Below are 24573 nucleotides of genomic sequence, written 5' to 3'. Positions count from 1 at the left end.
ACGTCCGTCAGAAGTCGGCGCTCGCCCTCGGGAACCGAGCGGAGGAGGCGGCCCTCGCCGCCGTCCTGACGCAGCTCTGGATCGAGCCGGACTTCTTCGTCCGCGAGACGCTCACCTGGGTCATCGCGCGGATCGGGGCTCCGGCCGTCCCCTCGGTTCGGGCTGTCCTCGTGTCCGAGGCGGGCAGCGCAGTGCGGACGCAGGCCGCCCATGTCCTGAGCACGATCGCCGACCCTTCGACGGTGGACGACATCGTGCCGCTCGTCTCCGACGCCGATGCGGCGGTCGCGGCGAAGGCGCGGTGGGCGCCGGCGCGGATCGGCGACGCACGGGCTGCTCCTGCGTCTCCCGACTCGCCCTCGCCGGTGGTCCCGGCTCGAGGCGGCGCAGGCCGCTCGCGCCGCACGCCTCGCGCGCGAGAGCTGACGGCTCCGGACGCGACGCGACGGGCCGGTGCCTCTCGAGCCGCGCGCAGCCTCCGTCGCGAAATCCATGCAACGGGTGGCTTTCGGGAGCGGTCTGGGTACTATGTCCCGACGCGACGGAGTCCGCTCCTCCGCGCCCGCAGACCCTGCACCACCCCCAGCCCACCACCCCCAGCCCCTTGCCCTGAGACGAACGGGAGACGGATGCGCACGACGCGCCCTTCGACGGACCACTCCGCCGCGGACGAGTCGGCGCGCACGCCGCGACCCCACGTCCGGCACGGGCGGCAGAAGCGGCACAGCCTGCCGCGCACGCTCGTCAAGGCCGCCGCGACCGTCTCCGGAGTCGGCGTCGTCGCCTCCATCTCGATCGTCGCCATCGCCGCGACGCTCCTGGTCCAGTCGGCGCAGCCGTCAGTCAGCCTGCACCCGGTCGCGGCCGGCTCGGGGGTCTCCGCCGGGTCCGTCCCCGAGATCGGCGCGCTCGAGGGCGGCTTCAACGTCCTCGTGGTGGGCAGCGATTCGCGCCAGGGTCAGGGTGACGCCTACGGCGACCCCGACGAGGAGACGAGCGTCCTCAACGACGTCAACATGCTGATGCACGTCTCGGCCGACCACAGCAACGCGACCGTCGTCAGCTTCCCCCGCGACATGTTCGTCGACATCCCGTCCTGCGTGAACGCGGTCACCGGCGAGACGATCCCCGCCCGCTACGACACCAAGATCAACGAGGCGATGGGCAAGGACGTCAGCCTCGGCTGCGTCGCCGGCGTCGCCGAGGAGCTGCTCGGGGTCCGGGTCGACTACGGCGCGGTCGTGCAGTTCAACGGCGTCATCGAGATGTCGAACGCGATCGGCGGGGTCGACGTCTGCGTCGCCACCGAGATCGCGGACCCGTACACCAACACCTACCTCGAGCCCGGCGTGCACTCGCTCGAGGGGATGGCCGCGCTGCAGTTCCTCCGCAGCCGCCACGGCATCGGCGACGGCAGCGACCTGACCCGCATCAGCAATCAGCAGGTGTTCCTCTCCTCGCTGGTCCGCCAGGTGAAGAGCGCCGACACGCTGCTCAACCCGGTCGCGCTCTACGGCCTCGCGAAGGCGGCGCTGGGCAACATGACGCTCTCGACCGAGCTCAACAACGTGAACACCCTCGTGCAGATGGGCCTCGCCCTGAAGGACGTCGACATCGCGAACGTGGTGTTCGCGCAGTACCCGACCGGCGCGACCTCGGGCGGCGTCGTCCCCGACCGCACGGCCGGCGACGTCCTCGCGACCGCCCTGCAGACCGACCAGCCGATCGCCCTCACCGGCGGCACCGGCGCCGGCGCGACGACCACCGGCGAGACCGAGGCCCCCGTGGCGACCGAGGCGCCCGCCGCCGGCCCCGCGACGACCGACCCGCTCGCGACCGCGGAGGCGACTCCGGGCGCCACCGCGGCTCCCGGCACCGCGGCTCCCGGCACTCCCGCGGCCGACGCCAAGGTCGAACTGCCAGAGTCGATCACCGGCCAGCCCGCCGACCAGCAGACCTGCTCGGTCGGGTTCTTCGGCTGATCCCCGCGGCTCCTGAGGAGGACGACCCGATGAGCGATCCCGTCGTCTCGCGCAGGACAGCGGCCCGGCACGGGCGGCTCCGCCCCCGGAGCGGACTGCGGTTCGCCGGCCGGATCCTGGCGGCCTGCGTCGGCGTCGGGGTCCTCAGCACGATCTCGATCGTCGCCATCGCGCTCTCGATGATCGCGGCCGGCGCACGGCCCTCCGTCGATCTGGGCATCGGCTCGACCGATGCGGGCTCCCCGATCCCCGAGATCGGCGCGATCGAGGGCGGCGTGAACATCCTGCTGGCCGGCAGCGACAGCGCCGAGGGCTCCGCGGAGGGCGCCTACGGCGACCGCTCCGAGAATCTCAACGACGTCACGATGCTGATGCACATCTCCGAGGACCACTCGACGGTCGAGGTGATCAGCTTCCCCCGCGACATGTACGTGCCGATCCCGTCCTGCACCGATCCGGCGACCGGCGCCGTCTCCGATCCGCTGCGCTCGGCGAAGATCAACACCTCGCTCAGCTACGGCGGCCTCGCCTGCACGGTGCAGACCGTCGAGCAGCTCACCGGCCTCGACATCCCGTACGCCGCGCTGATCCAGTTCGACGGCGTGATCGAGATGTCCAACGCGGTGGGCGGAGTCGACGTCTGCGTGGCCACCCCGATCGAGGACGAGTACACCGGTCTGAACCTCGACGCCGGCACGCACACGCTGGTCGGCGCCGAGGCGCTCGCGTTCCTCCGGACCCGGCACGGCGTCGGCGACGGCAGCGACCTGACCCGCATCTCCAGCCAGCAGGTCTACCTCTCGTCGCTGGTGCGGAAGGTGAAGGACGCGTCGACGCTGTCCAACCCGGTCGCGCTCTACGGCCTCGGCAAGGCGGCCGTCTCGAACATGCAGCTGTCGACCTCGCTCGAGAACGTCAACACGCTCGTCTCGATCGGCCTCGCGGTGAAGGACGTCGACCTCGCGAGCGTCGTCTTCGTCCAGTACCCCACCTACATCGACGGGAACGGCGTCTACCCGAGCGAGGAGGCGTCGGCGACGCTGAACGCCGCGCTCCTCGCCGACCAGCCGATCGCCCTCACCGGCACGACCGGCGGCGGCTCGGAGTCGACGGACGGCTCGACCCCGGCGGCCACGTCCGACCCCGCGGCGACGACGGACCCGGTCACCCCCGACCCCGCCGCGACGACCGACCCCGCGACTCCGGCGCCCGGCGAGACCGCGGTCGCCCTCCCGAGCGACGTCTCCGGCCAGACCGCCGACCAGCAGACCTGCACCGTCGGCCGCACCCTCGACGAGCAGTAGCCCGCGCACGCCGGGTGTCACGCCCGGCTCCCGGGTGCGGTTATAGTGGTCGTCGTGCGTTCGCCTGTCGAGCGCTCAGGAGACGTCGCATAGTCCGGTCGAGTGCACCACCCTGCTAAGGTGGAGAACCCTTTATTGGGTTCCGTGGGTTCAAATCCCACCGTCTCCGCACTCCAGATTCTTCGTCCTCGCGCTCGCGCCCGCCGACGACATCAGCACGGCGGACAGCCCTCGGCCCGCCTTTTCCGCGCCAGGTACCCTCTTGTCGCGCCTCGTCGCTTACGATCGATGTACGCCGTGACTGCGCCATCAACCGCAGGTTCGAGTGCGAACTCGACACGGCGTCCCTTTTGATCGGCCGCGTCCCCTCTCTACTGCTTGGGGATGCGGACCAGACCGTACCCCTCGATGGATCCCGACGGCGATCGCCGGAACGACGGCTCGAGGATCGCCGCGAAACGGGTGTCGGAGCGACCCTCCGCGCGGAAGACTGCCCCGGCGACGAGATCGGCGAACTGGGTCCCGGGGCTCTGGTGCGAAGCGGCGATGAAGAGTCCCTCGATCAGGTTCTGATAATCGGCCATGTCGCGGCCGCCCGCCAGGAGGGTCTGGTGGAACTCCTTGAGGCGATCGTCCTGGTCGTTGTTGCGGTTGTCGCAGACGATCATCCCGTGCACCCGCTCGCTCGTCTCTCGAGTGAGGTCCTGGAGGAAGTACTGGAAGCGCTCGCTGAGCCTCTTGAAAGCGGCGTGGTACAGGTCGTCCGCATCGTTCACGATCCCGGAGCGATAGATCGCGATCGTGTCGACGACCACCGCGATGACGCGCACCGTCTCGTGCAGGACGATCGCCTCGAGCAAGTCCATGCGCAGGGCGTTCCGTTGCTCCGCTTCCAGGTGGGAGAGAGACGTCTGCTTCGATCCGGGTCGGGTCGGCGCGAAGTATCGCCACTTGATCTCCCCGGAGACATGATGATGCGCTTTCGCCCGCTCGAGATCGCCGCGGATCAACGGCCAGACGTCCTCCGGGATGATGATTCCGCCGAGAACGAAGACCGGATTGTCGGCCGCGCGATCCGACGCCGGCGGTGTCCCGCTCTCATCGACGAACATGATGTGCACGAGGCCCCCTGATCCGGGCACGACGATAGCCGCGCTCGATACTCCTGCGCGGCGTGGCGGCGAATGCCGGGTCCCGGCGCTCGGGGTATCTGCTCATGCGGGCCGCTGCATCCGTCTGATGATCGAGTCCTGCGCTCGGCGGGCGCCGGGGCGACCGGCTAGCCTGGCGGGATGTCCAGTGCGATCCTCGAGGCCCTGTCCGCAGCCCCTGCCCGGCGGGACGTCGCGTCGATCCGCGGGGCCCTCGCCGAGGTCGCGATCGGCGACACGGTGCGGGTCCTCGTCCGGTCGGCGCGGTACGGGCTCTACGGCATCGAGGGCGTCGTCCGGCAGGCCGTCGGCGGGGAGCTCGTCGTCGCCGACGTGTTCCTCAACACGGGGACCGAGATCCAGAGCATCGCACTCGCGGCCGAGCCCGAGCCGGGCGCGGACGGCGACCGCTCCGTCGACGGGCTCGCGCACGGCGAACCGGTGCGAGTGACCTTCTCGACGCCGACGATCGGCTCCTTCACGGTGACCGGGCCGCTCACCGCGGGCGGCCGCGATCCCTATCTGCTCGTCGGCAGCTGGATCGTCGCGGAGGACGCGAGCGCCGCCCGCCACGTCGACCGGATCGAGCGGCTCGGCGACGTCGCGCTGCACGTCAAGCACGTGCCCGGGCACCGCTCGGCCGCCGTCGAGGAGTAGCGCGGGGCCTGCCGCCGGGTCAGGTCTGGCAGCGCGGACACCAGTAGGTGACGCGCAGCTGCAGCTCGTCGTCGCCGAGCTCGCCGCGGCGGATCGCGGTGCCGCAACGGCGGCACGGCTTGCGGTCGCGGCCGTAGACCCAGAGCTGCTGGCCGGGCCGGAGGTTGCCGGTGGTCGTCCGCTCGATGCGCTCGCGGTTCACGGTGATGAGCTTCTTCGCCAGGGCGATGGTGCGGACGAGGTCGCCGCTCTCGCCGACCGGCCGGGTGGGCAGGACGCCGCGGAGGAAGCAGAGCTCGGCGCGGTAGACGTTGCCGAGGCCGGCCAGGATCCGCTGGTCGAGCAGGGCCAGGCCGATCGGCCGCTCCGGGTCGGCGGAGAGGCGGCGCAGCGCCTCGTCGGCGTCCCAGTCGGGGCCGAGCAGATCGGGGCCGAGGTAGCCGACCACGTCCTCCTCCGCGGTCCGCGGCACGATCTCGAGCAGGCCCAGCTCGAAGCCGACGGCCTGCCAGTCGGCCGTCTCGAGGACGATGCGCGCCTGGAACGCCGGGCGGTGCCACTTCGGGCGGTCCCCCGTCAGCGAGTAGAGGTGCCAGCTGCCCTCCATCTTGAGGTGGGAGTGGATCACCGCGTCGCCGATGCGCATCAGCAGGTGCTTGCCGCGCGGGACGACGGCGTCGATGGTCTCGCCGGTGAGGTCGACCGTCGCGTACTTCGGCACGCGGACGTCGCAGCGGGTCAGCACCTCGCCGTCGAGGGCGTCGGCGAGGTTGTGGGCGGAGCGGTAGACGGTGTCACCCTCGGGCACGGGCGCCCCTCTCGTCGCGGCCGGCGCTCACGCGCGCAGCCTCAGGCCGCGCGGGTTCGCGACGAACCCGGCGGCGGTCAGTGCGTCGCCGAAGGGGGTGCCCAGGGCGAAGACGCCGTCGATCTTCTCGACGGTGAGCTTCTCGACCCCGCGGGAGCGGACCAGCTGCGCGAGCGCACCTGCCGCGTCCGCGAGCACGGTCTCGTCGGCGGAGAAGGTCAGCGCCGTCTTGCCGCCGCGCTCGAGGTAGACCGCGAGCTCGCCGTCGACCACGGCGACGAGGGCGCCCGCCTTGCGGCCCGGCCGGTGGCCCTCGCCCTGCGGCCAGGGCAGCGCGGCGCCGAACGGGTTCGCGGGGTCGGTGGCGGCGAGGGCGAAGACCGGGCGGGCGCGCTGCTGCGCCTCGTCCTGCGGCGCGAAGGTGCGCAGACGGTCGACGCTGCCGGCCGTGCCGAACTGGGCGGCGCCGAGCTTCTCGATGAAGTAGCCGCGGCGGGCGCGGCCCTGCTGCTCGAAGCCGCTGAGCACCTTGTAGGCGAGCGCGAAGCCGCCGAGGACGCCCTCGGCCTGGACCGAACCGCGCGTGACGATGCCGTAGCGCTCGAGCAGCGTCTCGCCGAGGGCGTGCCCGCGGATCGTCGCATCGGACTCGGCGAGCGGGACGATCGACCAGCGGCCGCCGGCGGTGGGCGGGCCGACCCGGGTCGCCATCGTGGGCCGGGCGGTCATCCGGCCCCGGGGCGCTCGAGCGCGGGCGGGCGCGCGCGGCTGCCGGTGCGCGCCGCCGGTGGAGCCGACCAGGGTGCGCAGCGGGGCGAGCGTGTCGTTGGTGAGCAGGCCTGCCCAGACCAGCTCCCAGAGCGCCTCGACCAGCACCTTGTCGTCGGTCGAGCCGACCGCGTCGGAGAGCTGGCGGAAGAAGTAGCCGCCGCCACTGCCGAGCACGCCGACGATCTCCTGCTGCAGCTCGCCGAGCGGCACCGCCTCGGCCGCGGGCACGGGCAGCGTCAGCCCGGCGGTGTCGGCGAGGTGCAGGCTCACCCAGCCGTCGTTGCCGGGGAGGGTGCCGGCGCCGGCCCAGAGGACCTCGCCGGTCGCGGTCAGTTCGTCGAGCATGGCCGGGGAGTAGTCGCGCACCCGCGCGGGCAGGATCAGCGACTCCCAGGCGGAGGCGGGGATGGGGGCTCCGGCGAGCTGATCGATCACCGAGGCGACGCCGTCGATGCCGCGCAGCGAGCCGCCGAGGTGCTGCCAGGCGGGCAGGAAGCGGCCGTAGGCGGCGGCGTCGACCGGCTCGACCTCCTTGCGCAGCGCGGCGAGCGAGCGGCTGCGCAGGCGCCGCAGCACCTCGGAGTCGCACCACTCGCTGCCGGTGCCGTTCGGCCGGAACTCGCCCTCGGAGACGCGCCGCTCGCCGGAGAGCCGGCGGAGGGTGTCGTTGACGACCGCGACGCCGAGCCCGAGCCGCTCGGCGACGGCGACCGCGGTGAACGGGCCGTGGGTGCGCGCGTAGCGGGCGACGAGGTCACCGAGCGGATCGCGCACCGGGTCGATGAAGGCGACGGGCACGCCGATGGGCAGGGGCACGCCGAGCGCGTCGCGCAGGCGCGAGGCGTCCTCCATCGCGGCGTAGCGCTGCTCGCCGGCGAGACCGACCGGCAGGACGCGCTTGGCCCGGACCAGCTCGGCGACGATCGCGTCGAGCGTGTCGCGCGTGATCGGCTCCGCCTTCGCGACGTCGGCCGACGTGACCGACTCGTCCACCAGCCGCTCGCCCAGCTCCTCGACGGTCAGCGGACCGAGCAGGCGGAGGAGGTCGGCCGCGCCCTCGAGCCCGCGCAGGCGCCGCTCCGGCTCGACCCGCTGCAGCTCGCGCTCGATCTGCGCGAGGACGAGCGGGTCGAGCAGCTCGCGCAGCTCGGCGCGACCCAGCAGCTCGCCGAGGAGCGTCGCGTCGACCGAGAGCGCAGCGGCGCGGCGCTCCGCGAGCGGGCTGTCGCCCTCGTACATGAAGGCCGCGACGTAGCCGAACAGCATCGAGCGCGCGAACGGGCTCGCCGTCGGCGTCTCGACCTCCAGGATCTGCAGCTCGCGACCGTCGAGCCGCGCGGCGAGGCGCAGCAGCGCGGGCAGGTCGTAGACGTCCTGCAGGCACTCGCGGACCGTCTCGAGGATGATCGGGAAGGTCGGATAGGTGCGGGCCACGTCGAGCAGCTGGGCGGCGCGCTGGCGCTGCTGCCAGAGCGGCGAGCGCTTGCCCGGGTTGTAGCGGGGGAGCAGCAGCGCCCGCGCCGCGCACTCGCGGAACCGGGCGGCGAAGAGCGCGGAGCCGCCGACCTCGCTCGTGACCAGCTGCTCCAGCTCGTCGCGGTCGAAGAGGAAGAGCTCGGCGCCGGGCGGCTCCGACTCCGTGTCGGGGATCCGGACGACGATGCCGTCGTCGCCGGCCATCGCCGCGCCGTCGACCCCGTGCCGCTCGCGCACGCGGGCGCCGATGGCGAGGGCCCAGGGGGAGTGCACCTGCATGCCGTAGGGCGAGTGCAGCACGAGCCGCCAGTCGCCGAGCTCGTCGCGGAAGCGCTCCAGGACGAGGGTGCGGTCGTCGGGGATCCGGCCGGTGGCCAGGCGCTGCTCGTCGAGGAAGGACAGCAGGTTGTTGGTCGCGTACTCGTCGAGCCCGGCGGCGGTGCAGCGCTCGCGGGCGGTCTCGACGGCCGCGCCGCCGATCTCGCGGGAGAAGGCGCCGATCGCCTCGCCGAGCTCGGCGGGCCGGCCCTGCGAGTCGCCCTTCCAGAACGGCAGGCGTCCGGGCTCGCCGAACGCCGGGGTCACGATGACGCGGTCGTAGGTGATCTCCTGGATCCGCCAGCTGGTCGCGCCGAGCGCGAAGACGTCGCCCACGCGCGACTCGTAGACCATCTCCTCGTCGAGCTCGCCGACGCGGTTGCCGGTCGAGCCCGGCTCGCCGACCATGAAGACGCCGAAGAGCCCGCGGTCGGGGATCGTGCCGCCGCTCGTCACCGCGAGCCGCTGCGCTCCCGGACGGCCGGTGAGCGTGTTCTCGTCGCGGTCCCACACGACGCGGGGCCGCAGCTCCGCGAACTGATCGGAGGGGTAGCGGCCGGAGAGCAGGTCGAGGGTCGCCTCGTAGGCCGAGCGCGGCAGCGCGACGAAGGGGGCGCTGCGCCGGACGGTGTCGAACCACTCGTCGACGTCGAGGGACTCGAGCGCGGTCGCCGCGACGGTCTGCTGGGCGAGGATGTCGAGCGGGTTGGCGGGCACCGTGATCGCCTCGATCAGGCCGGCGCGCATCCGCTCGGTCGTGACGGCGGAGTGCAGCAGGTCGGCCCGGTGCTTGGGGTAGAACGAGCCGCGCGAGACCTCGCCCACCTGGTGGCCGGCCCGGCCGACGCGCTGCAGCGCACTGGCGACCGACGGCGGCGTCTCGACCTGGACGACGAGGTCGACGGCGCCCATGTCGATCCCGAGCTCGAGGCTCGAGGTGGCGACCACGCAGCGCAGCCGGCCGGACTTCAGGTCGTCCTCGATGATCGCGCGCTGCTCCTTGCTGACCGAGCCGTGGTGCGCCCGGGCGAGCAGCGGCTCGTCCTCCGGAGCGGCCTGGCCGGCCCCGCTGGTCGCGCCCGCGGCGCCCATGGTCGCGGCGGGCGTGCGCCGGGCGGAGGCGCCGACCGCCTCACCGAGGAGCGCCCCGACCGCGACCGGCTCGCCGGCCTCGCGGGCGCGCTCGGCCTCGGCCTCGCGCCGCTCCGCGTAGATCTCGTTGAGCCGGGCCGTCAGCCGCTCGGCCAGGCGCCGCGAGTTCGCGAAGACGATCGAGGAGGTGTGCGCGAGCACCCGGTCGACGATCGACTCCTCGACGTGCGGCCAGATCGAGCCGCTCTGTGGGCCGGTGGCGCCCATCGTCGAGCCGTCCTGCGACGCGGTGGAGCCGAGCTCCGACATGTCCTCGACGGGGACGACGACGCTGAGGTCCCACTGCTTCTCGGAGACGGGCGCCACGATCGTGACGGGGGAGCGGCCGGCCAGGAAGCGCGCGACCTCCTCGCGCGGGCGCACCGTGGCCGAGAGGCCGATGCGCTGCACCGGCTTGGGCAGCAGCGCGTCGAGCCGCTCGAGCGAGACCGCGAGGTGGGCGCCGCGCTTGGTGGAGGCGACGGCGTGCACCTCGTCGACGATGACCGTCTCGACCCCGCGCAGCGACTCCCGCGCGGCCGAGGTGAGCATGAGGTAGAGCGACTCGGGAGTGGTGATCAGGATGTCCGGCGGCGTCTTCTGCAGCACCCGCCGCTCGGCCGCCGGGGTGTCGCCCGAGCGCACGCCCACCGTGACCGTCGTCGGCGCCGAGCCGATGCCCTGGGCGCTCAGCCGGAGCGCCGTCTGCGTCACGCCGACGAGCGGGGAGCGGAGGTTCCGCTCGACGTCGACACCGAGCGCCTTGAGCGGCGACACGTAGAGCACGCGCGTGCGGTGCTGCGGATCCTCCGGCGGCGGGCCCTGCACGAGCCGGTCGATCGCCCAGAGGAACGCCGACAGCGTCTTGCCGGAGCCGGTCGGCGCGACGACGAGCGCGTGCGCACCGCTCGAGATGGCGGACCAGGCGCCCTCCTGCGCGGCGGTGGGGGCCGGGAAGGCGCCCTCGAACCAGGCCCGCGTGGCGGGGCTGAAGCGAGCGAGGACGTCCGGCATGACCACATCCTCCCTGCCACCACCGACATTGCCGTGGCGGCGGCGGCCGGGCGAGCCCTTGACGCGCCGCCGGACCTCCGCCAGGGGCGGCGGGTCAGGCGAAGCCGAGCCGCACGAAGGTGCCGATGTCGGCGAGCTCGGCCTGGCTCACCCCGTGCGCGACGCCCTCGTAGACCCGCGCATCGAGCGCCGTGTGCTCCGGGAACCACTCGCCCGCCGCGGCGATCAGCTCGGGCGGGATGACGGCGTCGAGCGTGCCGCGGCCCCAGAACACCGGCGGCCGCTCGGCCGCGAGGACCTCGTCCGCCCCGTCGCCCTCGGCGAGCGGCACCACGAAGCCGGACAGCGCGACCGCGAACGCGAAGCGCCCCGGAGCCCGACGCAGCAGCTGCACGGCCAGGGCGGCGCCCTGCGAGAAGCCGAGCAGCCCGACCGGCCCCGGATGATCGATCGAGTCCAGCCAGTCGAGGACCCCCTGCGCCGCCGCCTCGACGGCGGCCGGATCCGCGCGCGGCTCGTCCGGATCGAGCGGGACCCGCAGCGGCCACCACGCGTTCGCCCGGCCGTCGAGGGCGAGCGGCGCGCGGAGCGAGGCGAGCACCGGCTCCAGCGGCAGATACGCGCCGAGCGAGAACAGGTCGCCCTCGTGCGAGCCGTAGCCGTGCAGCAGCACCAGGAGAGGCCGCCCGACCCGGTCCTTCTCGGAGGAGGACCACAGCACCGCGTTCGCGTCGATTCCCATCCCCCCATCATCGCCGAGCCCGGCCGCACGGGAGCCGAAACCGGATGGACATCAACTACGGGTAAGAATGGCCGTATGAGCGTGCGTACCCCTGACCCCAACTCCGGGTGGCTGTCCGACGATGAACTCGCCGAGATCCGCCGTCGGCTCCCGCTGCTTTACGTCGAGGCGGTGCCCGTCCGCGTCGACGGACTCGGCCAGGTGACCGAGGTCGGAGTGCTGCTCCGAGCGACCGCCTCGGGCCAGATCACGCGCACGATCGTCTCCGGCCGGGTCATGTACGGCGAGACCCTCCGCGACGCGCTGTTCCGCCACCTGGAGAAGGACCTCGGCCCGATGGCGTTCCCGCTGCTGCCGGCGAGCCCGCTGCCCTTCCACGTCGCCGAGTACTTCCCCATGCCCGGCATGGGCCCTTTCACCGACGACCGGCAGCACGCCGTCTCGCTCGCCTACGTCGTCCCCGTGACCGGCACCTGCGACCCCCGTCAGGACGCCCTCGAGCTCACCTGGATGACCCCCGACGAGGCCTCCTCCGACGCCGTCTCCGCCGAGATGGAGGGCGGACGCGGCGCGTTGCTGCGCGCCGCACTCGCTTCGGTGGGAAAGCTTCGATAAGCGCAGCGTGCCTTCTTGCGCGCCGCGGGGCGGCGCGCCGCGGTCGGCTCTCGCAGGTGGATGCGTTCCGCAGAGCGTCCGACGTCCGCCTCGCGGAATTCGCTGGCACGCGAATTCCGCCTGCGGCTCGAAGCGCGCTCTTGCTCTGGGAGCCGGGCGCGAGGGGGCTTCGCGCGGGAGGACTTAGAGGTGGACGCACTTCCCTCGTCTGCGTCCGGGTGGGCCGCGCTTTCGCGCGAGCACTTCGGCGGGATGTGCGCCGCGCTGGCGACGTGTGCACAACTAAGGCTGGATGGCCGGATCGCTTCCTCTTCGGGGTGGAACGGGCGATTCGGCCTTAGTTGTTCACGTCGATGACGGCTGAGGGAGCACTCCTCCCCTCCGGGAACGACGAAGGCCGGGAGCCCGACCCGCGACGCTGTCGCGGGAGGACCTCCCGGCCTTGTTCTTCGTCTTCATTCCGAATGCAGTCAGGGGCTCATTCCCGCGTCCTCAGACGCGAGCAGCCCGAACCGGCCGCCCTCCACGAGGCGGAGCGGCGATTCGCGTGCCAAGCGAATCGCCGTAGCCGTTCGCGACCCGCTCTGCGGAACGCGACCGTCCACCCAGCCGACTGCGGCACGCCGCCACGCGGCGTGCAGAACGGCTCAGCCTTGAGCGCGGCGCGCAGGGCGGCGCTCGGCGCCGGCCGGCGTCGAGCTGCTGCCGCTGCCGGTGCTGTAGTACGAGCGCGAGCCACCCTGAGGTGGTCGCTGCGGCGGCGGAGCGGCCGCGGCCGCCGCGCTGGCCGCCGCGAGGGGCGCGTCGGTCGCGCGCCGCCGCGGCGGGGACGGTCGGAGCCGGCGCCGGCGGGAGCCGCCGAGCGCTCGCCGCGTCCGCCGCGGGGGCGGTGGTGCCGTCCGTCCGCGCGGCGCGCTTGCGCTGGGCGTTGGCGCCCTGCGAGCGGCCGCCCTGCGACTGGCCGCGGACGGGCTCGACGACGGCGGTCGGGGTGACGAACGCCGCGACGTCGCCGACGAGCTTCGACACGGCGGCCGAGTCGGCGGTGACGAGCTGCGGGGTGACCTGGATGGCCGCCTTGCGCAAGAGGGTCTTCACGTCGCCGCGCTGGCTGGGCAGCACGACGGTGACGACGTCGCCCTCGCTGCCGGCGCGGGCGGTGCGGCCCGAGCGGTGCAGGTACGCCTTGTGCTCCATGGGCGGGTCGACGTGGATGACCAGCTCGACGTCGTCGACGTGCACGCCGCGGGCGGCGACGTCGGTCGCGACGAGCACCTTGACGGTGCCGGCGCCGAAGGCGGCGAGGTTGCGGTCGCGGGCGACCTGCGAGAGGTTGCCGTGCAGGTCGACGGCGGGGATGCCCTGGCCGGTGAGCTGCTTGGCGAGCTTCTTCGCGTGGTGCTTGGTGCGCATGAAGAGGATGCGGCGGCCGGTGCCGGACGCGAGGGTCTTCACGAGCGCGTTCTTGGCGTCGAGGCCGTCGACCTCGAAGACGTGGTGGGTCATCAGCGCGACGGGCGAGTTCGCCTCGTCGACCGAGTGCAGCACCTCGTTCTGCAGGTACTTCTTGACGAGCTTGTCCACGCCGTTGTCGAGCGTGGCCGAGAACAGCAGGCGCTGTCCGCCGCGGGGGGTCTTGTCGAGGATGCGCGTGACGACGGGCAGGAAGCCCAGGTCGGCCATGTGGTCGGCCTCGTCGAGCACGGTGATCTCGACGGCGTCGAGGTTGACGAAGCCCTGCTTCATCAGGTCTTCGAGGCGGCCGGGGCAGGCCACGACGATGTCGACGCCCTGCTTGAGGGCGGCGACCTGGCGCTGCTGCGAGACGCCGCCGAAGATCGTCGTGGTGACGATGCCGTACGCGTCGGCGAGGGGCTGCATCGCCGCGGTGATCTGCGTGGCGAGCTCGCGGGTCGGCGCGAGGATCAGGCCGAGCGGGCGGCCCGGGCGGCGGCGGCCGCCGGCGAGGGCGCCGCCGAGGCGGGCGACCATCGGGATGGCGAAGGCGAGGGTCTTGCCCGAGCCGGTCTTGCCGCGGCCGAGCACGTCGCGGCCGTTCAGGGTGTCGGGGAGCGTGTCCACCTGGATGGGGAACGGCTCGGTGATGCCGTTCGCGGTCAGGGCGGTGACGAGGGGTGCGGGGACGCCGAGGGCGGCGAAGGTGGGGATGGTCGACATGGATGGTGCCTTTCGGGCATCATGCCGATCTGACAGCGCAGGCGGGTGGCCGGGCGCGGGTGATCGGCTGTTCGGGCGAAGGTGACGGTGGTCACATCCGTTCGCCGTCAGAAGCGGTGCGCGCGGCCGGGGGCCTCATGCACGTGCGCCAGATGGCCGGGAACCTGAACGGAACTCCGGCGGAAAATGGGCGTTCTACGACGCGGGGGAGCGCAGTCGTCGCGCTCGCACCCTCCCACCCTAGTGGGTGCCGATCCATCCCCGCATGGTCGACTGCACGCGGGAGCCGTCCACGTCGGCCAGCTTGAGGCCGACGAACTCGCGCGCCCAGTCCGAGGTCTGCACCCGGAAGGGCGGCTCGGGGTCGCGCAGGGTCTGCAGGACGACGGCGGCGACCTCCTCCGGCTCCTGGGCGTGGCTGGAGGAGAACGCCGAGGCCGTCCGGTCGAGATAGGCGCCGAGCGCGCTGGCGTACGGGCCGGCCTCGGCCATCAGGGCGGAGGCGTCGATGCCGACGTTCTCGACGAAGCTGCTGCGCACAGCCCCCGGCTCGATCAGCGAGACGTGCACGCCGACCGCCGCGGCGACGGGCGCGAGCGCCTCGAAGAAGCCCTCGACCGCGAACTTCGCCGCGCAGTAGTCCTCGTTGAACGGCTGGCCGACCGCGCCGCCGACGCTCGAGATCGTCACGATCCGGCCGCGGGAGGAGCGCAGCAGCGGCAGGGCGGCGCGGGTCACGGCGACGGTGCCGAAGAAGTTGACCTCCATCACGCGCCGCAGCTCGGCCGGGTCCTCGAGCTCGGTGATGCCGACGTGGCCGGCTCCGGCGTTGTTCACCAGGACGTCGAGGCCGCCGTGCACGGACTGGACGCGGTCGAGGCAGGCGACGACCGAGTCCGCCTCCGTGACGTCGAGCTGCTGCACGTCGAGCTCGACGCCCGCCCCGCCGATCGCCTCGCGGAGTCCGTCGGCGTGCTCCACGTCGCGGACCGTCGCGACCACCTGCCAGCCCGAGCGGGCCGCTTCGACGGCGGTCGCGCGGCCGATGCCGCTCGAGGTCCCGGTGACGAGGAGGACGGGTCGGGGCATGCTGATTCCTGCTTTCCGGCGCCGGTGCGCGCCGCCCGGAGGCTATCGGCGGAGCCTCCGAGAACGGTCAGGATCGAGCGGGCGGGATCTCGATACGCCCTCTTCGAGGGCTACTCGATCAGCATGCAGGGGCCGGGCGATCCATGCTGGTCGAGTAGCCGCGCAGCGGCGTATCGAGACCTGCCCCGTCAGCCCTTGTAGCGCTCGCCCACCGGCACCTCGACCGGCAGCGTGTTCCCGGCCTGCGCGAGCGGGCAGGCCCAGGCCGGGTCGTAGGCGCAGGAGGGGTTGTAGGCGAAGTTGAAGTCGAGCACGAGCGTCGAGGGCGTCGCGCCGGTGCCGAGGTCGGCGCCCTTCACGGTGTCGAGCAGGTAGCGCCCTCCGCCGTAGGTGCCGCCGGGCGTGCCGGCCAGCGCGTCCTTGATCGGCAGGAAGAGCCCGCCGCCGTAGGAGCCGAGCCGCCAGACGTCGAGCGTGCCGGCCCGGGGCACGTCGACCGTGCCCACGAGCTCGAACGGCACCGTGCCGTCCGTGCCGGTCTCCACGTCCATCCGACGAGCCTCCTCGGCCGGCTCGACCTCGAGCTCGAACCGCCAGGACGCGTCGTAGGGCGCGACCGGCAGCGAGCGGAAGTTCGCCCGGTCGACCGGGAGCAGCGGAGTCGCGGGGTGGCGGGCGAACAGCGCGTTCCGCCCGCGGATCCACGAGCCGTGCGCGGCGAGCAGGTCGATGTTGGACAGCCGGCGGACCTCGGCGTAGAGCGCCTGCACGTGGCGGCGCCAGTCGGCGACCTCGATCGCGGAGGCGAGGCGGCGGCGCGGCGAGACGGTGTCCTCCTCGTCGGCGTCCTCCTCCTCTCCGGACGGCCAGCGGAAGCGCAGCAGATCCGCGCGGGAGAGCTCGACCGCCTCCTCGGCGGATCCGTCGGGGCTCACGGCGCGACCTCCCCTCGGGGGCGGGTATCGGCGCCGACGTCGTGGCGCCAGGTCGGCGCGAGGGCGCGGATGCGGATGCCGCGCCACTGCCAGAACGCCCACATCGACGGCCAGAGCGCCGGGGAGGCGAGCCCGGCGCTGAACTCGAGGCGGTCGCGGAAGAGCGTGCGCCCGTCGGCGAGCGGGGCGACGGCCATCCGGTGGTCCCACGCGGTGATCAGTCGCAGCGCCCCGGAGAGCGGAGCGCCGTTGTCGCGGAGGATCCGCACGTCGGGCATCGACGGCACGCGGCGGTAGGAGAGGTCGATCTCCTGCGCGCCCATCGGCACGATCCCGAGGGCGTCCATCGCGACGTCGTGCGGCCCGAGGCCCCAGGTCGGCCGGAAGCCGCCCTCGTCGAGCGACGCGGCGGTCAGGAACGGGGACATCACCTCGCGGAACACGGCCGGACTCTGCAGGGCGCGCCAGGCGGAGTCGGCATCGGTGTCGAGCACGTGCTTGAGCATCACCTTCACGCGCACCATCCTCCTCCGGGTCGCGCCCGCACGGCGACCGGGTGCGCGCCGGGCCGCGGGCGTGTATGCGCCGGGAGGGGTCCGCGCCGGAAGGGGTCTGCGCCGGAACGGGTCCGCGCCGCTCGGTACCGTGGAGGAGTGAACGCCGCGCTCCCCGCTCCCGACCGGTCCGCCTTCGACCAGGCCGCGTACCAGATCCGCTTCGACTGGGGCTCCCGCGGCCTCCGCGCCCTCGCACCTGCGCACATCACCGTGCTGGTCGACGCGCTCCCCGCCGCCGAGCCCGCGGACGCGCCCGAGCTCGACCTCGATGCCGTCGACGGCCACGTCGTCCGCGCCGGACTCGCCGACCGCACCGCGGTGGCCCGCTGGATCCTCGAGCGCCAGCACGAGAACGGCGGCCGCACGAGCGTGAACGTCGTCGCGGCCGGTGACGTCGACGCGGCGGGGGAGCAGCGCTTCGCCGTGGAGGACCAGCTCGCCGCAGGGTCCCTGATCGACGCCCTGATCGGCCTCGGCATCGACCACGTCTCGCCCGAGGCGGCGGTCGCCTCCTCCTCCTACGAGGGGCTCCGCCGCGCCTGCGCGCACCTGCTGACGGCCTCGGCCACCGGCCGCCTGCTCACGGCGCGGGGTCGCGGCGCCGAGATCCTTTCCGCCGCCCGCGTGGACACGGTCGCCACGGTGACGGTGCTCCGCTCCCCACGCTGAGGTCCCCGGCCGAGCGCTCCGGCCGAGTGCCCCGCCCGGGAGCCCGCCTGAGCGTCTCCGCAAGGGTCCCGGCGACCCTCGACCGGCGGGGCCGCGGCGGCGTAGCGTTCCCCGGGAGCGGGGGAGCGCCCCGCCCTCCGCCTCCTCGACCCGAAAGCTGGCCCGAATGAAAGCCGTCCTCAACGACGTCGTCATCGCCGACGCCCCCGACTCCGACCTCATCTCGATCGAGGGCAACTGGTACTTCCCGCCCACGAGCGTGAACAACGACTACCTGGTGCCGAGCAGCACCCAGTACACCTGCCCGTGGAAGGGCGAGGCCCAGTACTACGACGTGAAGTCCGAGGACGGGACGCTCAAGGACCGCGCCTGGTCCTACCCGACCCCCTATCCGACCGCGTTCGACCGTGTCGGCAAGGACTTCTCCGGCTACCTCGCGTTCTGGAAGGACGTGAAGGTCGTCGACTAGCCCTCGGCGCGGTCCGCGCGCTCGGCGCTCCGGCGCCGGTGCGCGCGGACCTTCGCCCGGTTCCCGCAGCGCTGCATCGAGCACCAGCGGCGCGATCCGGCCCGCGAGGTGTCGAGGTAGAGCATCCGGCAGTCCTCCGCGTCGCAGCGGCGCAGCCGCCCGGGAGTGCCGCCGCCGAGCAGATCGACGGCCTCCCGCGCGAGCGTGGACAGGGCCTGGCGGGCGGCCGCCGTCGAGCGGCCGGCCTGCCTCGAGCCGCCGGACAGCGACGGTGGGACGTCCGGCATCGCGGCGAGCAGATTGACGACGTCGACGTCCGCAGGCTCGCCCGGCGCCCCGCGCTCGGCCGCGACGGCGAGGCGCGAGACGGCGCCGCGGAGCATCAGCGCGTCCTCCAGCCGGGCATCGCGGGCGCCCGCGTCGACCGCGTCGAAGTGCTCGGCGAGCCAGGCGGTCAGGTCGGCGTCGGACTCGAGGCGCTCGCCCGCGGCGCCGCGCAGGGGGCCGGTGTAGGCGAAGTCGAGGGCGAGGCTCCCGGAGTCGAACCACCAGCGGTGCCCGTCGGCGTCGACGAGCCACTGGCCGGTGCTCGGCACCCGCCCGCGGACCACGCGGTGCGGCACCCCGGCACCCTCGCTCACGGCGTGCGCCCGGTCGCGGCGGGCCGGGCCGGCACCTCGCGCCGGCGCCACTCGATCGCGTTGGCCGCCTCGAACCGCCGTGCGCACTTCCCGCACGCCAGCGGCCGGCTCGGTCTCCGGTGCCGGTAGAAGAGGTGCCCGCTCGGGCAGCTGCCGACCCACGGGGCCAGCTCGTCCGCGGTCGGGTTGCTGTGCGTCCGGGCCCCGGTGTAGCCGAGCCGCGTGGCGGCCTGCCGCCAGGCGGGCCCGTGCGCGGCCTTCGGCCCGGCGAGCGCATGCGCGACCTCGTGCAGCAGCGTCTGGTGCACCTCCTCGTCGCTCCAGCGCGCCGCGAGGTGCCGCGACACGGTGATGCGCCGGTCGGTCCAGTGGCAGGCGCCGCCGCGGGTGCGGGCGTGATCGAACGCGAAGCTCCACGTGCCGTCCAGGTGCTCGCGGAGGAGCGCGTCGGCCCAGCGGGCGACCTGGTCGAGCTCAGCCATCGGTCCGGGCGGCCTGCTCGCTCAGGCCTCGTCGTCCTCGGCGCGGCGGCGGCCGCGTGCGGCGCCGTCCGCCCGGGGACCGCGGGCCGACTCGTCCTGGAACTCGGTGGCGGCGGCGAAGCCGAGGCGCGCGACCTCGAGCTCCTCCTCCGGCACGCCGACCCGCTCGCCCAGCGCGGTCGCGGCGTCGAAGTCGCGGGCCGCCTGGCTGTACTCGCCGATCTCGAAGAGGGCGAGCGCGCGGTGCTTGAGGGCGAAGGAGTGCTCGAGGTGCCACTCGTGCGTCCGCGCCTCCTCGACGCAGAGCGCGAGCTCGGAGAGCGCCTCGTCGGAGCGGTCGCGCAGCTGCATCAGCCGGGCGCGGCGCACGCGCGCCGTGAGCAGCTCGGCGCGGTCGCCGGAGAAGCGGGTGCGGCGGACGGCCTCGGTGGCGATCTCCCACGCCTCGTCGAGGCGGCCGAGCAGGCGGAGCAGCTCGGCCTTCTCGGTGAGCGCGGCGAGCGAGCGGAGGGCGCCGATCTCCTCCAGGCGCTCCTGGGCGGCGTCGACGTCGACCTCCTCGCGGAGCGTCGAGGGGTCATGGCGGATGATGATGCTCAGAGCGGTTCTTCCTCGTGGATGCGGATCCGGATCGGCGCACACGGCGGCGAGAGGACGGAGGGGGCGCTGGCCCCCGTCCACTGTACGGGCAACCGCGTCGACCCGCCCGGCGGCCGCGTTCAGCCCCGGCGGCCGCGCTCGGCCCCGGCGACAGCGCTCAGCCCCGGCGGACCTGGAAGATGCTGCGCGCCGGCAGCGGCGACGGCGTCGCGGTGTCGTCGGTGACGACAGAGGCCCCGCCGAGGAAGTTCTCCAGCTCGCGGCCCTGCACGAGCTTCGCCGGCGCGGGATCGGAGGCGAGGCGCCGCGGCAGCCCGTCCACGGGCAGCGGAGCGGGCGAGGCGAGCATCACCACGTTGCCGAAGCGCTTCGCCTTCAGCATCTGCGTGTCGGTCATGATCGCGGTGTGCGCGAAGACCGCGGCGAGGGTGGCGGCCTGGGCGCGGGCGAACGCGAGCGCGCCCCCGTCGGCGACGTTGACCGCGACGACCCCGCCGGGGGCGAGCAGCGGAGCGATCTCCCGGTAGAACTCGGCGCTCGTCACGTGCGCCGGGGTCCTGGCGCCGGAGAAGATGTCGACCACGACGACGTCGACCGTGCCGAGCAGCCCCGGCGGCAGCTTGCCGAGCACCTCGCGGGCGTCGCCCTGGCGGATCCGGATCTGCGCCCCGCGCGGCAGCGGCAGCGCCTCCCGCACCAGCTCGACCAGGGCGGCCTCGATCTCGACGACCTGCTGGCGCGAGCCCGGCCGCGTCGCCGCGACGTAGCGGGGGAGGGTCAGCGCGCCGGCGCCGAGGTGCAGCGCCGTGACCGCCTCGCCCTCGGGGGCGAGCAGGTCGATCGCGTGACCGATCCGCCGCACGTACTCGAAGGAGAGGTGGGTCGGGTCGGCGAGGTCGACGTGCGACTGCGGGGTGCCGTCGACGACCAGGGTCGCGGCGTCCGCGGAGTGCCGGTCGGGCTCGATCTGCGCGAGGAACCCGCTGGCGAGCACGGCGCGGGGGTGCTCGGAGTCGTCGCCGCGTCGGCGACCGGTGCGTTCGGCCATCCGCCCAGTCTGCCGTGCCGCGCACGGCGGCAGGAGGCGGGGAGAGGCGGGGAGGGAAGACCCTCGACCCGGTCGTATACCCGAGGCCCGAGCCGGACGCAAGCACCTGCACTTGCGCGGCGTGGCGCAGGAGACCTATAGTTGTACTTTGCGCTCCCGAGTGCCGAGTCGTCATATTGCGGTCGACCAGCCACCGGAACCCGGCATCAGATGGTGGATGCCGATGCCACACTCTAGCCCCCGCCCCGACGACCGCGTCAAACCGGTCGTCGTCGCTGCGGCCGCGTCACCGCGGTCACGGCACAGGGGAGCAGGACGTGTCGGCCCGCCCGGCGGGAGCCCACTCCACACATCCCACAGATTGAGACCCGCGAGGGTCTACGGAGGTTCCTTCCTTGGCTGCTGCGCCCAACGCAACCACCACCTCACCCAAGAACGGACGCGGAGCTTCGCGTCTCTCGTTCGCCAAGATCAGCGACACCCTGACGGTTCCGGATCTGCTCGCGCTGCAGACCGAGAGCTTCGACTGGCTCGTCGGCTCGGAGGCGTGGAAGACCCGCGTCGCCGAGGCGAAGGCCGTCGGCCGGGAGGATCTCCCCGCCAACTCCGGACTCGACGAGATCTTCGAGGAGATCTCCCCGATCGAGGACCTCAGCGAGACGATGCAGCTGAGCTTCACGAACCCGTACCTCGAGCCCGAGAAGTACACGATCGAGGAGTGCAAGGAGCGCGGCAAGACCTACGCCGCTCCGCTGTACGTCGAGGCCGAGTTCATGAACCACCTCACGGGTGAGATCAAGACCCAGACGGTCTTCATGGGCGACTTCCCCCTGATGACGGAGAAGGGCACGTTCATCATCAACGGCACCGAGCGTGTCGTCGTGTCCCAGCTCGTCCGCTCGCCGGGCGTGTACTTCGAGCGCCAGCAGGAGAAGACGTCCGACAAGGACATCTACTCCGCGCGCGTCATCCCCAGCCGCGGTGCCTGGCTCGAGTTCGAGATCGACAAGCGCGACCAGGTCGGCGTCCGCATCGACCGCAAGCGCAAGCAGTCGGTCACCGTCTTCCTCAAGGCCCTGGGCCTGACGAGCGAGGAGATCCTCGAGCAGTTCGCCGGCTACGAGTCGATCGAGCTGACCCTCGAGAAGGACAACATCCTCACCAAGGAGGACGCCCTCCGCGACATCTACCGCAAGCTCCGCCCGGGCGAGCAGGTCGCCGCCGAGGCCGCCCGCGCGCTGCTGGACAACTTCTACTTCAACAGCAAGCGCTACGACCTCGCGAAGGTCGGCCGCTACAAGATCAACCGCAAGCTCGGCATCGACAAGGCGCTGTCCGACTCGGTGCTCACGGTCGAGGACATCATCGCGACCATCAAGTACCTGGTCGCGCTGCACGACGGCCGCACCAACCTGCCCGGTGTGCGCGACGGCGCCGCGGTCGACCTCCGCCTCGACGTGGACGACATCGACCACTTCGGCAACCGCCGCATCCGCGCGGTCGGCGAGCTCATCCAGAACCAGGTCCGCACCGGTCTGTCCCGCATGGAGCGCGTCGTCCGCGAGCGCATGACCACGCAGGACATCGAGGCGATCACCCCGCAGACCCTGATCAACGTCCGCCCCGTGGTGGCCGCGATCAAGGAGTTCTTCGGCACCTCGCAGCTGTCGCAGTTCATGGACCAGAACAACCCGCTCGCGGGTCTGACCCACAAGCGCCGCCTGTCGGCGCTCGGCCCCGGCGGTCTCTCCCGTGAGCGCGCCGGCGTCGAGGTCCGCGACGTCCACCCGTCGCACTACGGCCGCATGTGCCCGATCGAGACCCCGGAAGGCCCGAACATCGGCCTGATCGGCTCGCTCGCGTCCTTCGCGCGCATCAACTCGTTCGGCTTCATCGAGACTCCGTACCGCAAGGTCGTCGACGGCGTCGTCACCGCGCAGATCGACTACCTCACCGCGTCCGAGGAGGACGAGTACCTGGTCGCCCAGGCGAACGCCCCCCTCACCTCCGACATGCGCTTCGCCGAGGGCAAGGTCCTGGTCCGCCCCAAGGGTGGAGAGGTCGAGCTCGTCGACGCCGAGCGCGTGCACTACATGGACGTCTCGCCGCGACAGATGGTCTCGGTCGCGACCTCGCTGATCCCGTTCCTCGAGCACGACGACGCGAACCGCGCGCTCATGGGCGCGAACATGCAGCGTCAGGCCGTCCCGCTGCTGCGCAGCGAGTCGCCCGTCGTCGGAACTGGCATGGAGGGCTTCGCGGCCATCGACGCCGGCGACGTCATCACGGCCGACAAGGCCGGCGTGGTCCAGGAGGTCTCCGCCGACTCCGTCACCGTCCAGCTGGACGAGGGCGGCACGCAGACCTACTTCCTCCGCAAGTTCGACCGCTCGAACCAGGGCACCTCGTACAACAACCGCGTGGTCGTCTCCGCCGGTGAGCGCATCGAGGTCGGCGAGATCGTCGCCGACGGTCCCGCGACCGAGAACGGCGAGCTCGCGCTCGGCAAGAACCTGCTCGTCGCGTTCATGCCGTGGGAGGGTCACAACTTCGAGGACGCGATCATCCTCAGCCAGAACCTGGTGAAGGACGACGTCCTCTCCTCGATCCACATCGAGGAGTACGAGGTCGACGCCCGCGACACCAAGCTCGGCAAGGAGGAGATCACCCGCGACCTCCCCAACGTCAGCCCGGAGCTCCTGGCCGACCTGGACGAGCGCGGCATCATCCGCATCGGCGCCGAGGTCCGCCCCGGCGACATCCTCGTCGGCAAGGTCACGCCCAAGGGCGAGACCGAGCTCTCGGCCGAGGAGCGCCTGCTCCGCGCGATCTTCAACGAGAAGAGCCGCGAGGTCCGCGACACGTCGCTGAAGGTGCCCCACGGCGAGCAGGGCACGATCATCGGCGTCAAGGTGTTCGACGCGCAGGACGGCGACGACGAGCTCGGCTCGGGCGTCAACCAGCGCGTGGTCGTCTACATCGCCCAGAAGCGCAAGATCACCGAGGGCGACAAGCTCGCCGGCCGCCACGGCAACAAGGGCGTCATCTCGAAGATCCTGCCGGTCGAGGACATGCCGTTCCTCGCCGACGGCACCCCGGTCGACATCGTGCTCAACCCGCTCGGCGTCCCCGGCCGGATGAACTTCGGCCAGGTCCTCGAGATCCACCTCGGCTGGATCGCGAAGCAGGGCTGGAAGGTCGACGGCTCGCCCGAGTGGGCGAAGCGCCTGCCCGAGCACGCCCGCGAGGCCGCGCCCGGCACCAAGGTCGCCACCCCCGTGTTCGACGGCGCGGCGGAGGAGGAGCTCGCTGGGCTCCTCGACTCCACCACGCCGACCCGCGACGGCGAGCGCCTCATCGGCTCGTCCGGCAAGACGCAGCTGTTCGACGGTCGCTCGGGAGATCCCTTCCCGGACCCGGTCTCGGTCGGCTACATGTACATCCTGAAGCTGCACCACCTCGTCGACGACAAGATCCACGCGCGCTCGACGGGCCCGTACTCGATGATCACCCAGCAGCCGCTCGGTGGTAAGGCGCAGTTCGGTGGACAGCGCTTCGGCGAGATGGAGGTGTGGGCCCTCGAGGCCTACGGTGCCGCCTACGCGCTGCAGGAGCTCCTCACCATCAAGTCGGACGACATCCTCGGCCGCGTGAAGGTGTACGAGGCCATCGTCAAGGGTGAGAACATCCAGGAGCCGGGCATTCCCGAGTCCTTCAAGGTCCTCATCAAGGAGATGCAGTCCCTGTGCCTGAACGTCGAGGTCCTCTCGGCCGACGGCACCGCGGTCAGCCTGCGCGACACGGATGACGAGGTCTACCGCGCTGCGGAGGAGCTCGGCATCAACATCTCCTCCCGGTTCGAGTCGTCCTCCGTCGACGACATCTGATCCCGCGCCAGCATCTGACGACTCCCCGTCTCTGACGAGACACCCTGTT

Annotated in this window: 19 protein-coding genes and 1 tRNA gene; 8 read left to right on the top strand and 12 right to left on the bottom strand. The window is 72.6% G+C overall.

What is annotated here, in order from left to right; translation table 11 throughout:
- Positions 1-629: 629 nt before the first annotated feature.
- The 3 genes from GSU72_RS15510 to GSU72_RS15500 all read left to right on the top strand — a co-directional run bounded on the left by GSU72_RS15510 (position 630) and on the right by GSU72_RS15500 (position 3455).
- Positions 630-1982, top strand: coding sequence for an LCP family protein (locus GSU72_RS15510; protein WP_244255845.1), 1353 nt, complete (start codon positions 630-632; stop codon positions 1980-1982).
- 29 nt (positions 1983-2011) lie between these two features.
- Entirely contained in the window at positions 2012-3286 is a 1275-nt protein-coding gene (locus tag GSU72_RS15505; protein ID WP_159985841.1) for an LCP family protein, read from the top strand.
- Positions 3287-3364: 78 nt separating this feature from the next.
- Positions 3365-3455, top strand: a tRNA-Ser gene (locus GSU72_RS15500).
- A gap of 202 nt (positions 3456-3657) precedes the next feature.
- Here GSU72_RS15500 and GSU72_RS15495 read toward each other — a convergent pair.
- Positions 3658-4398: a DUF3800 domain-containing protein gene (locus GSU72_RS15495; RefSeq protein ID WP_159985840.1), complete on the bottom strand. Its 741-nt coding sequence runs from the start codon at positions 4396-4398 to the stop codon at positions 3658-3660.
- A gap of 180 nt (positions 4399-4578) precedes the next feature.
- Between GSU72_RS15495 and GSU72_RS15490 the strand changes: the two genes are divergently transcribed.
- Positions 4579-5094, top strand: a complete 516-nt coding sequence (locus GSU72_RS15490) for a hypothetical protein (protein ID WP_159985839.1) — start codon at positions 4579-4581, stop codon at positions 5092-5094.
- Positions 5095-5113: 19 nt separating this feature from the next.
- Here the strand turns inward: GSU72_RS15490 and GSU72_RS15485 are convergent, their stop codons facing one another.
- The 3 genes from GSU72_RS15485 to GSU72_RS15475 all read right to left on the bottom strand — a co-directional run bounded on the left by GSU72_RS15485 (position 5114) and on the right by GSU72_RS15475 (position 11354).
- Complete coding sequence (locus tag GSU72_RS15485; RefSeq protein WP_159985838.1) at positions 5114-5902, bottom strand: DNA-formamidopyrimidine glycosylase family protein; 789 nt, start codon at positions 5900-5902, stop codon at positions 5114-5116.
- A 27-nt stretch (positions 5903-5929) separates the two neighbouring features.
- On the bottom strand, positions 5930-10612 hold the full coding sequence (locus GSU72_RS15480) for an ATP-dependent helicase (protein ID WP_159985837.1): 4683 nt from the start codon (positions 10610-10612) through the stop codon (positions 5930-5932).
- Between the two features lie 94 nt (positions 10613-10706).
- Positions 10707-11354: an alpha/beta hydrolase-fold protein gene (locus tag GSU72_RS15475; RefSeq protein ID WP_159985836.1), complete on the bottom strand. Its 648-nt coding sequence runs from the start codon at positions 11352-11354 to the stop codon at positions 10707-10709.
- Positions 11355-11429: 75 nt separating this feature from the next.
- On the opposite strand from GSU72_RS15475, the gene GSU72_RS15470 reads away from it, so the two are divergent.
- Positions 11430-11969 (top strand): NUDIX hydrolase family protein, encoded by a 540-nt coding sequence (locus GSU72_RS15470; RefSeq protein ID WP_159985835.1) that lies wholly within the window; start codon positions 11430-11432, stop codon positions 11967-11969.
- A gap of 492 nt (positions 11970-12461) precedes the next feature.
- Here the strand turns inward: GSU72_RS15470 and GSU72_RS15465 are convergent, their stop codons facing one another.
- The 4 genes from GSU72_RS15465 to GSU72_RS15450 all read right to left on the bottom strand — a co-directional run bounded on the left by GSU72_RS15465 (position 12462) and on the right by GSU72_RS15450 (position 16695).
- Positions 12462-14147, bottom strand: a complete 1686-nt coding sequence (locus GSU72_RS15465) for a DEAD/DEAH box helicase (protein ID WP_244255844.1) — start codon at positions 14145-14147, stop codon at positions 12462-12464.
- Between the two features lie 240 nt (positions 14148-14387).
- Entirely contained in the window at positions 14388-15236 is an 849-nt protein-coding gene (locus GSU72_RS15460; protein ID WP_159985834.1) for an SDR family oxidoreductase, read from the bottom strand.
- Positions 15237-15424: 188 nt separating this feature from the next.
- The gene (locus GSU72_RS15455) at positions 15425-16033 is read right to left on the bottom strand and encodes a DUF1684 domain-containing protein (protein ID WP_159986870.1); all 609 of its coding nucleotides are present in this window, start codon (positions 16031-16033) and stop codon (positions 15425-15427) included.
- A gap of 134 nt (positions 16034-16167) precedes the next feature.
- On the bottom strand, positions 16168-16695 hold the full coding sequence (locus GSU72_RS15450) for a hypothetical protein (RefSeq protein ID WP_244255843.1): 528 nt from the start codon (positions 16693-16695) through the stop codon (positions 16168-16170).
- Positions 16696-16824: 129 nt separating this feature from the next.
- Here GSU72_RS15450 and GSU72_RS15445 point away from each other — a divergent pair, with 129 nt between their 5' ends.
- Both GSU72_RS15445 and GSU72_RS15440 read left to right on the top strand, forming a co-directional pair.
- On the top strand, positions 16825-17397 hold the full coding sequence (locus GSU72_RS15445) for a 2-phosphosulfolactate phosphatase (RefSeq protein ID WP_159985833.1): 573 nt from the start codon (positions 16825-16827) through the stop codon (positions 17395-17397).
- A 166-nt stretch (positions 17398-17563) separates the two neighbouring features.
- Positions 17564-17866, top strand: a complete 303-nt coding sequence (locus GSU72_RS15440) for a DUF427 domain-containing protein (protein ID WP_159985832.1) — start codon at positions 17564-17566, stop codon at positions 17864-17866.
- Here the strand turns inward: GSU72_RS15440 and GSU72_RS15435 are convergent.
- The 4 genes from GSU72_RS15435 to GSU72_RS15420 form a co-directional block, all read right to left on the bottom strand.
- The gene (locus GSU72_RS15435; RefSeq protein ID WP_244255842.1) at positions 17863-18489 is read right to left on the bottom strand and encodes a CGNR zinc finger domain-containing protein; all 627 of its coding nucleotides are present in this window, start codon (positions 18487-18489) and stop codon (positions 17863-17865) included. The genes GSU72_RS15440 and GSU72_RS15435 overlap by 4 nt on opposite strands.
- A 14-nt stretch (positions 18490-18503) precedes the next feature.
- Entirely contained in the window at positions 18504-18989 is a 486-nt protein-coding gene (locus GSU72_RS15430) for a SprT-like domain-containing protein (RefSeq protein ID WP_159985831.1), read from the bottom strand.
- A gap of 21 nt (positions 18990-19010) precedes the next feature.
- Positions 19011-19631, bottom strand: coding sequence for a hypothetical protein (locus tag GSU72_RS15425; protein ID WP_208545070.1), 621 nt, complete (start codon positions 19629-19631; stop codon positions 19011-19013).
- A 115-nt stretch (positions 19632-19746) separates the two neighbouring features.
- Positions 19747-20637: a fused MFS/spermidine synthase gene (locus GSU72_RS15420; RefSeq protein WP_159985830.1), complete on the bottom strand. Its 891-nt coding sequence runs from the start codon at positions 20635-20637 to the stop codon at positions 19747-19749.
- Between the two features lie 395 nt (positions 20638-21032).
- On the opposite strand from GSU72_RS15420, the gene rpoB reads away from it, so the two are divergent.
- The gene (gene rpoB, locus GSU72_RS15415; RefSeq protein WP_159985829.1) at positions 21033-24524 is read left to right on the top strand and encodes a DNA-directed RNA polymerase subunit beta; all 3492 of its coding nucleotides are present in this window, start codon (positions 21033-21035) and stop codon (positions 24522-24524) included.
- Positions 24525-24573: the final 49 nt, after the last annotated feature.

The organism is Rathayibacter sp. VKM Ac-2760, assembly GCF_009834185.1.
Lineage (GTDB): Bacteria > Actinomycetota > Actinomycetes > Actinomycetales > Microbacteriaceae > Rathayibacter.
The sequence above is the reverse complement of the archived record's forward strand: the minus strand, read 5'-3'. Positions and strand labels throughout refer to the sequence as shown.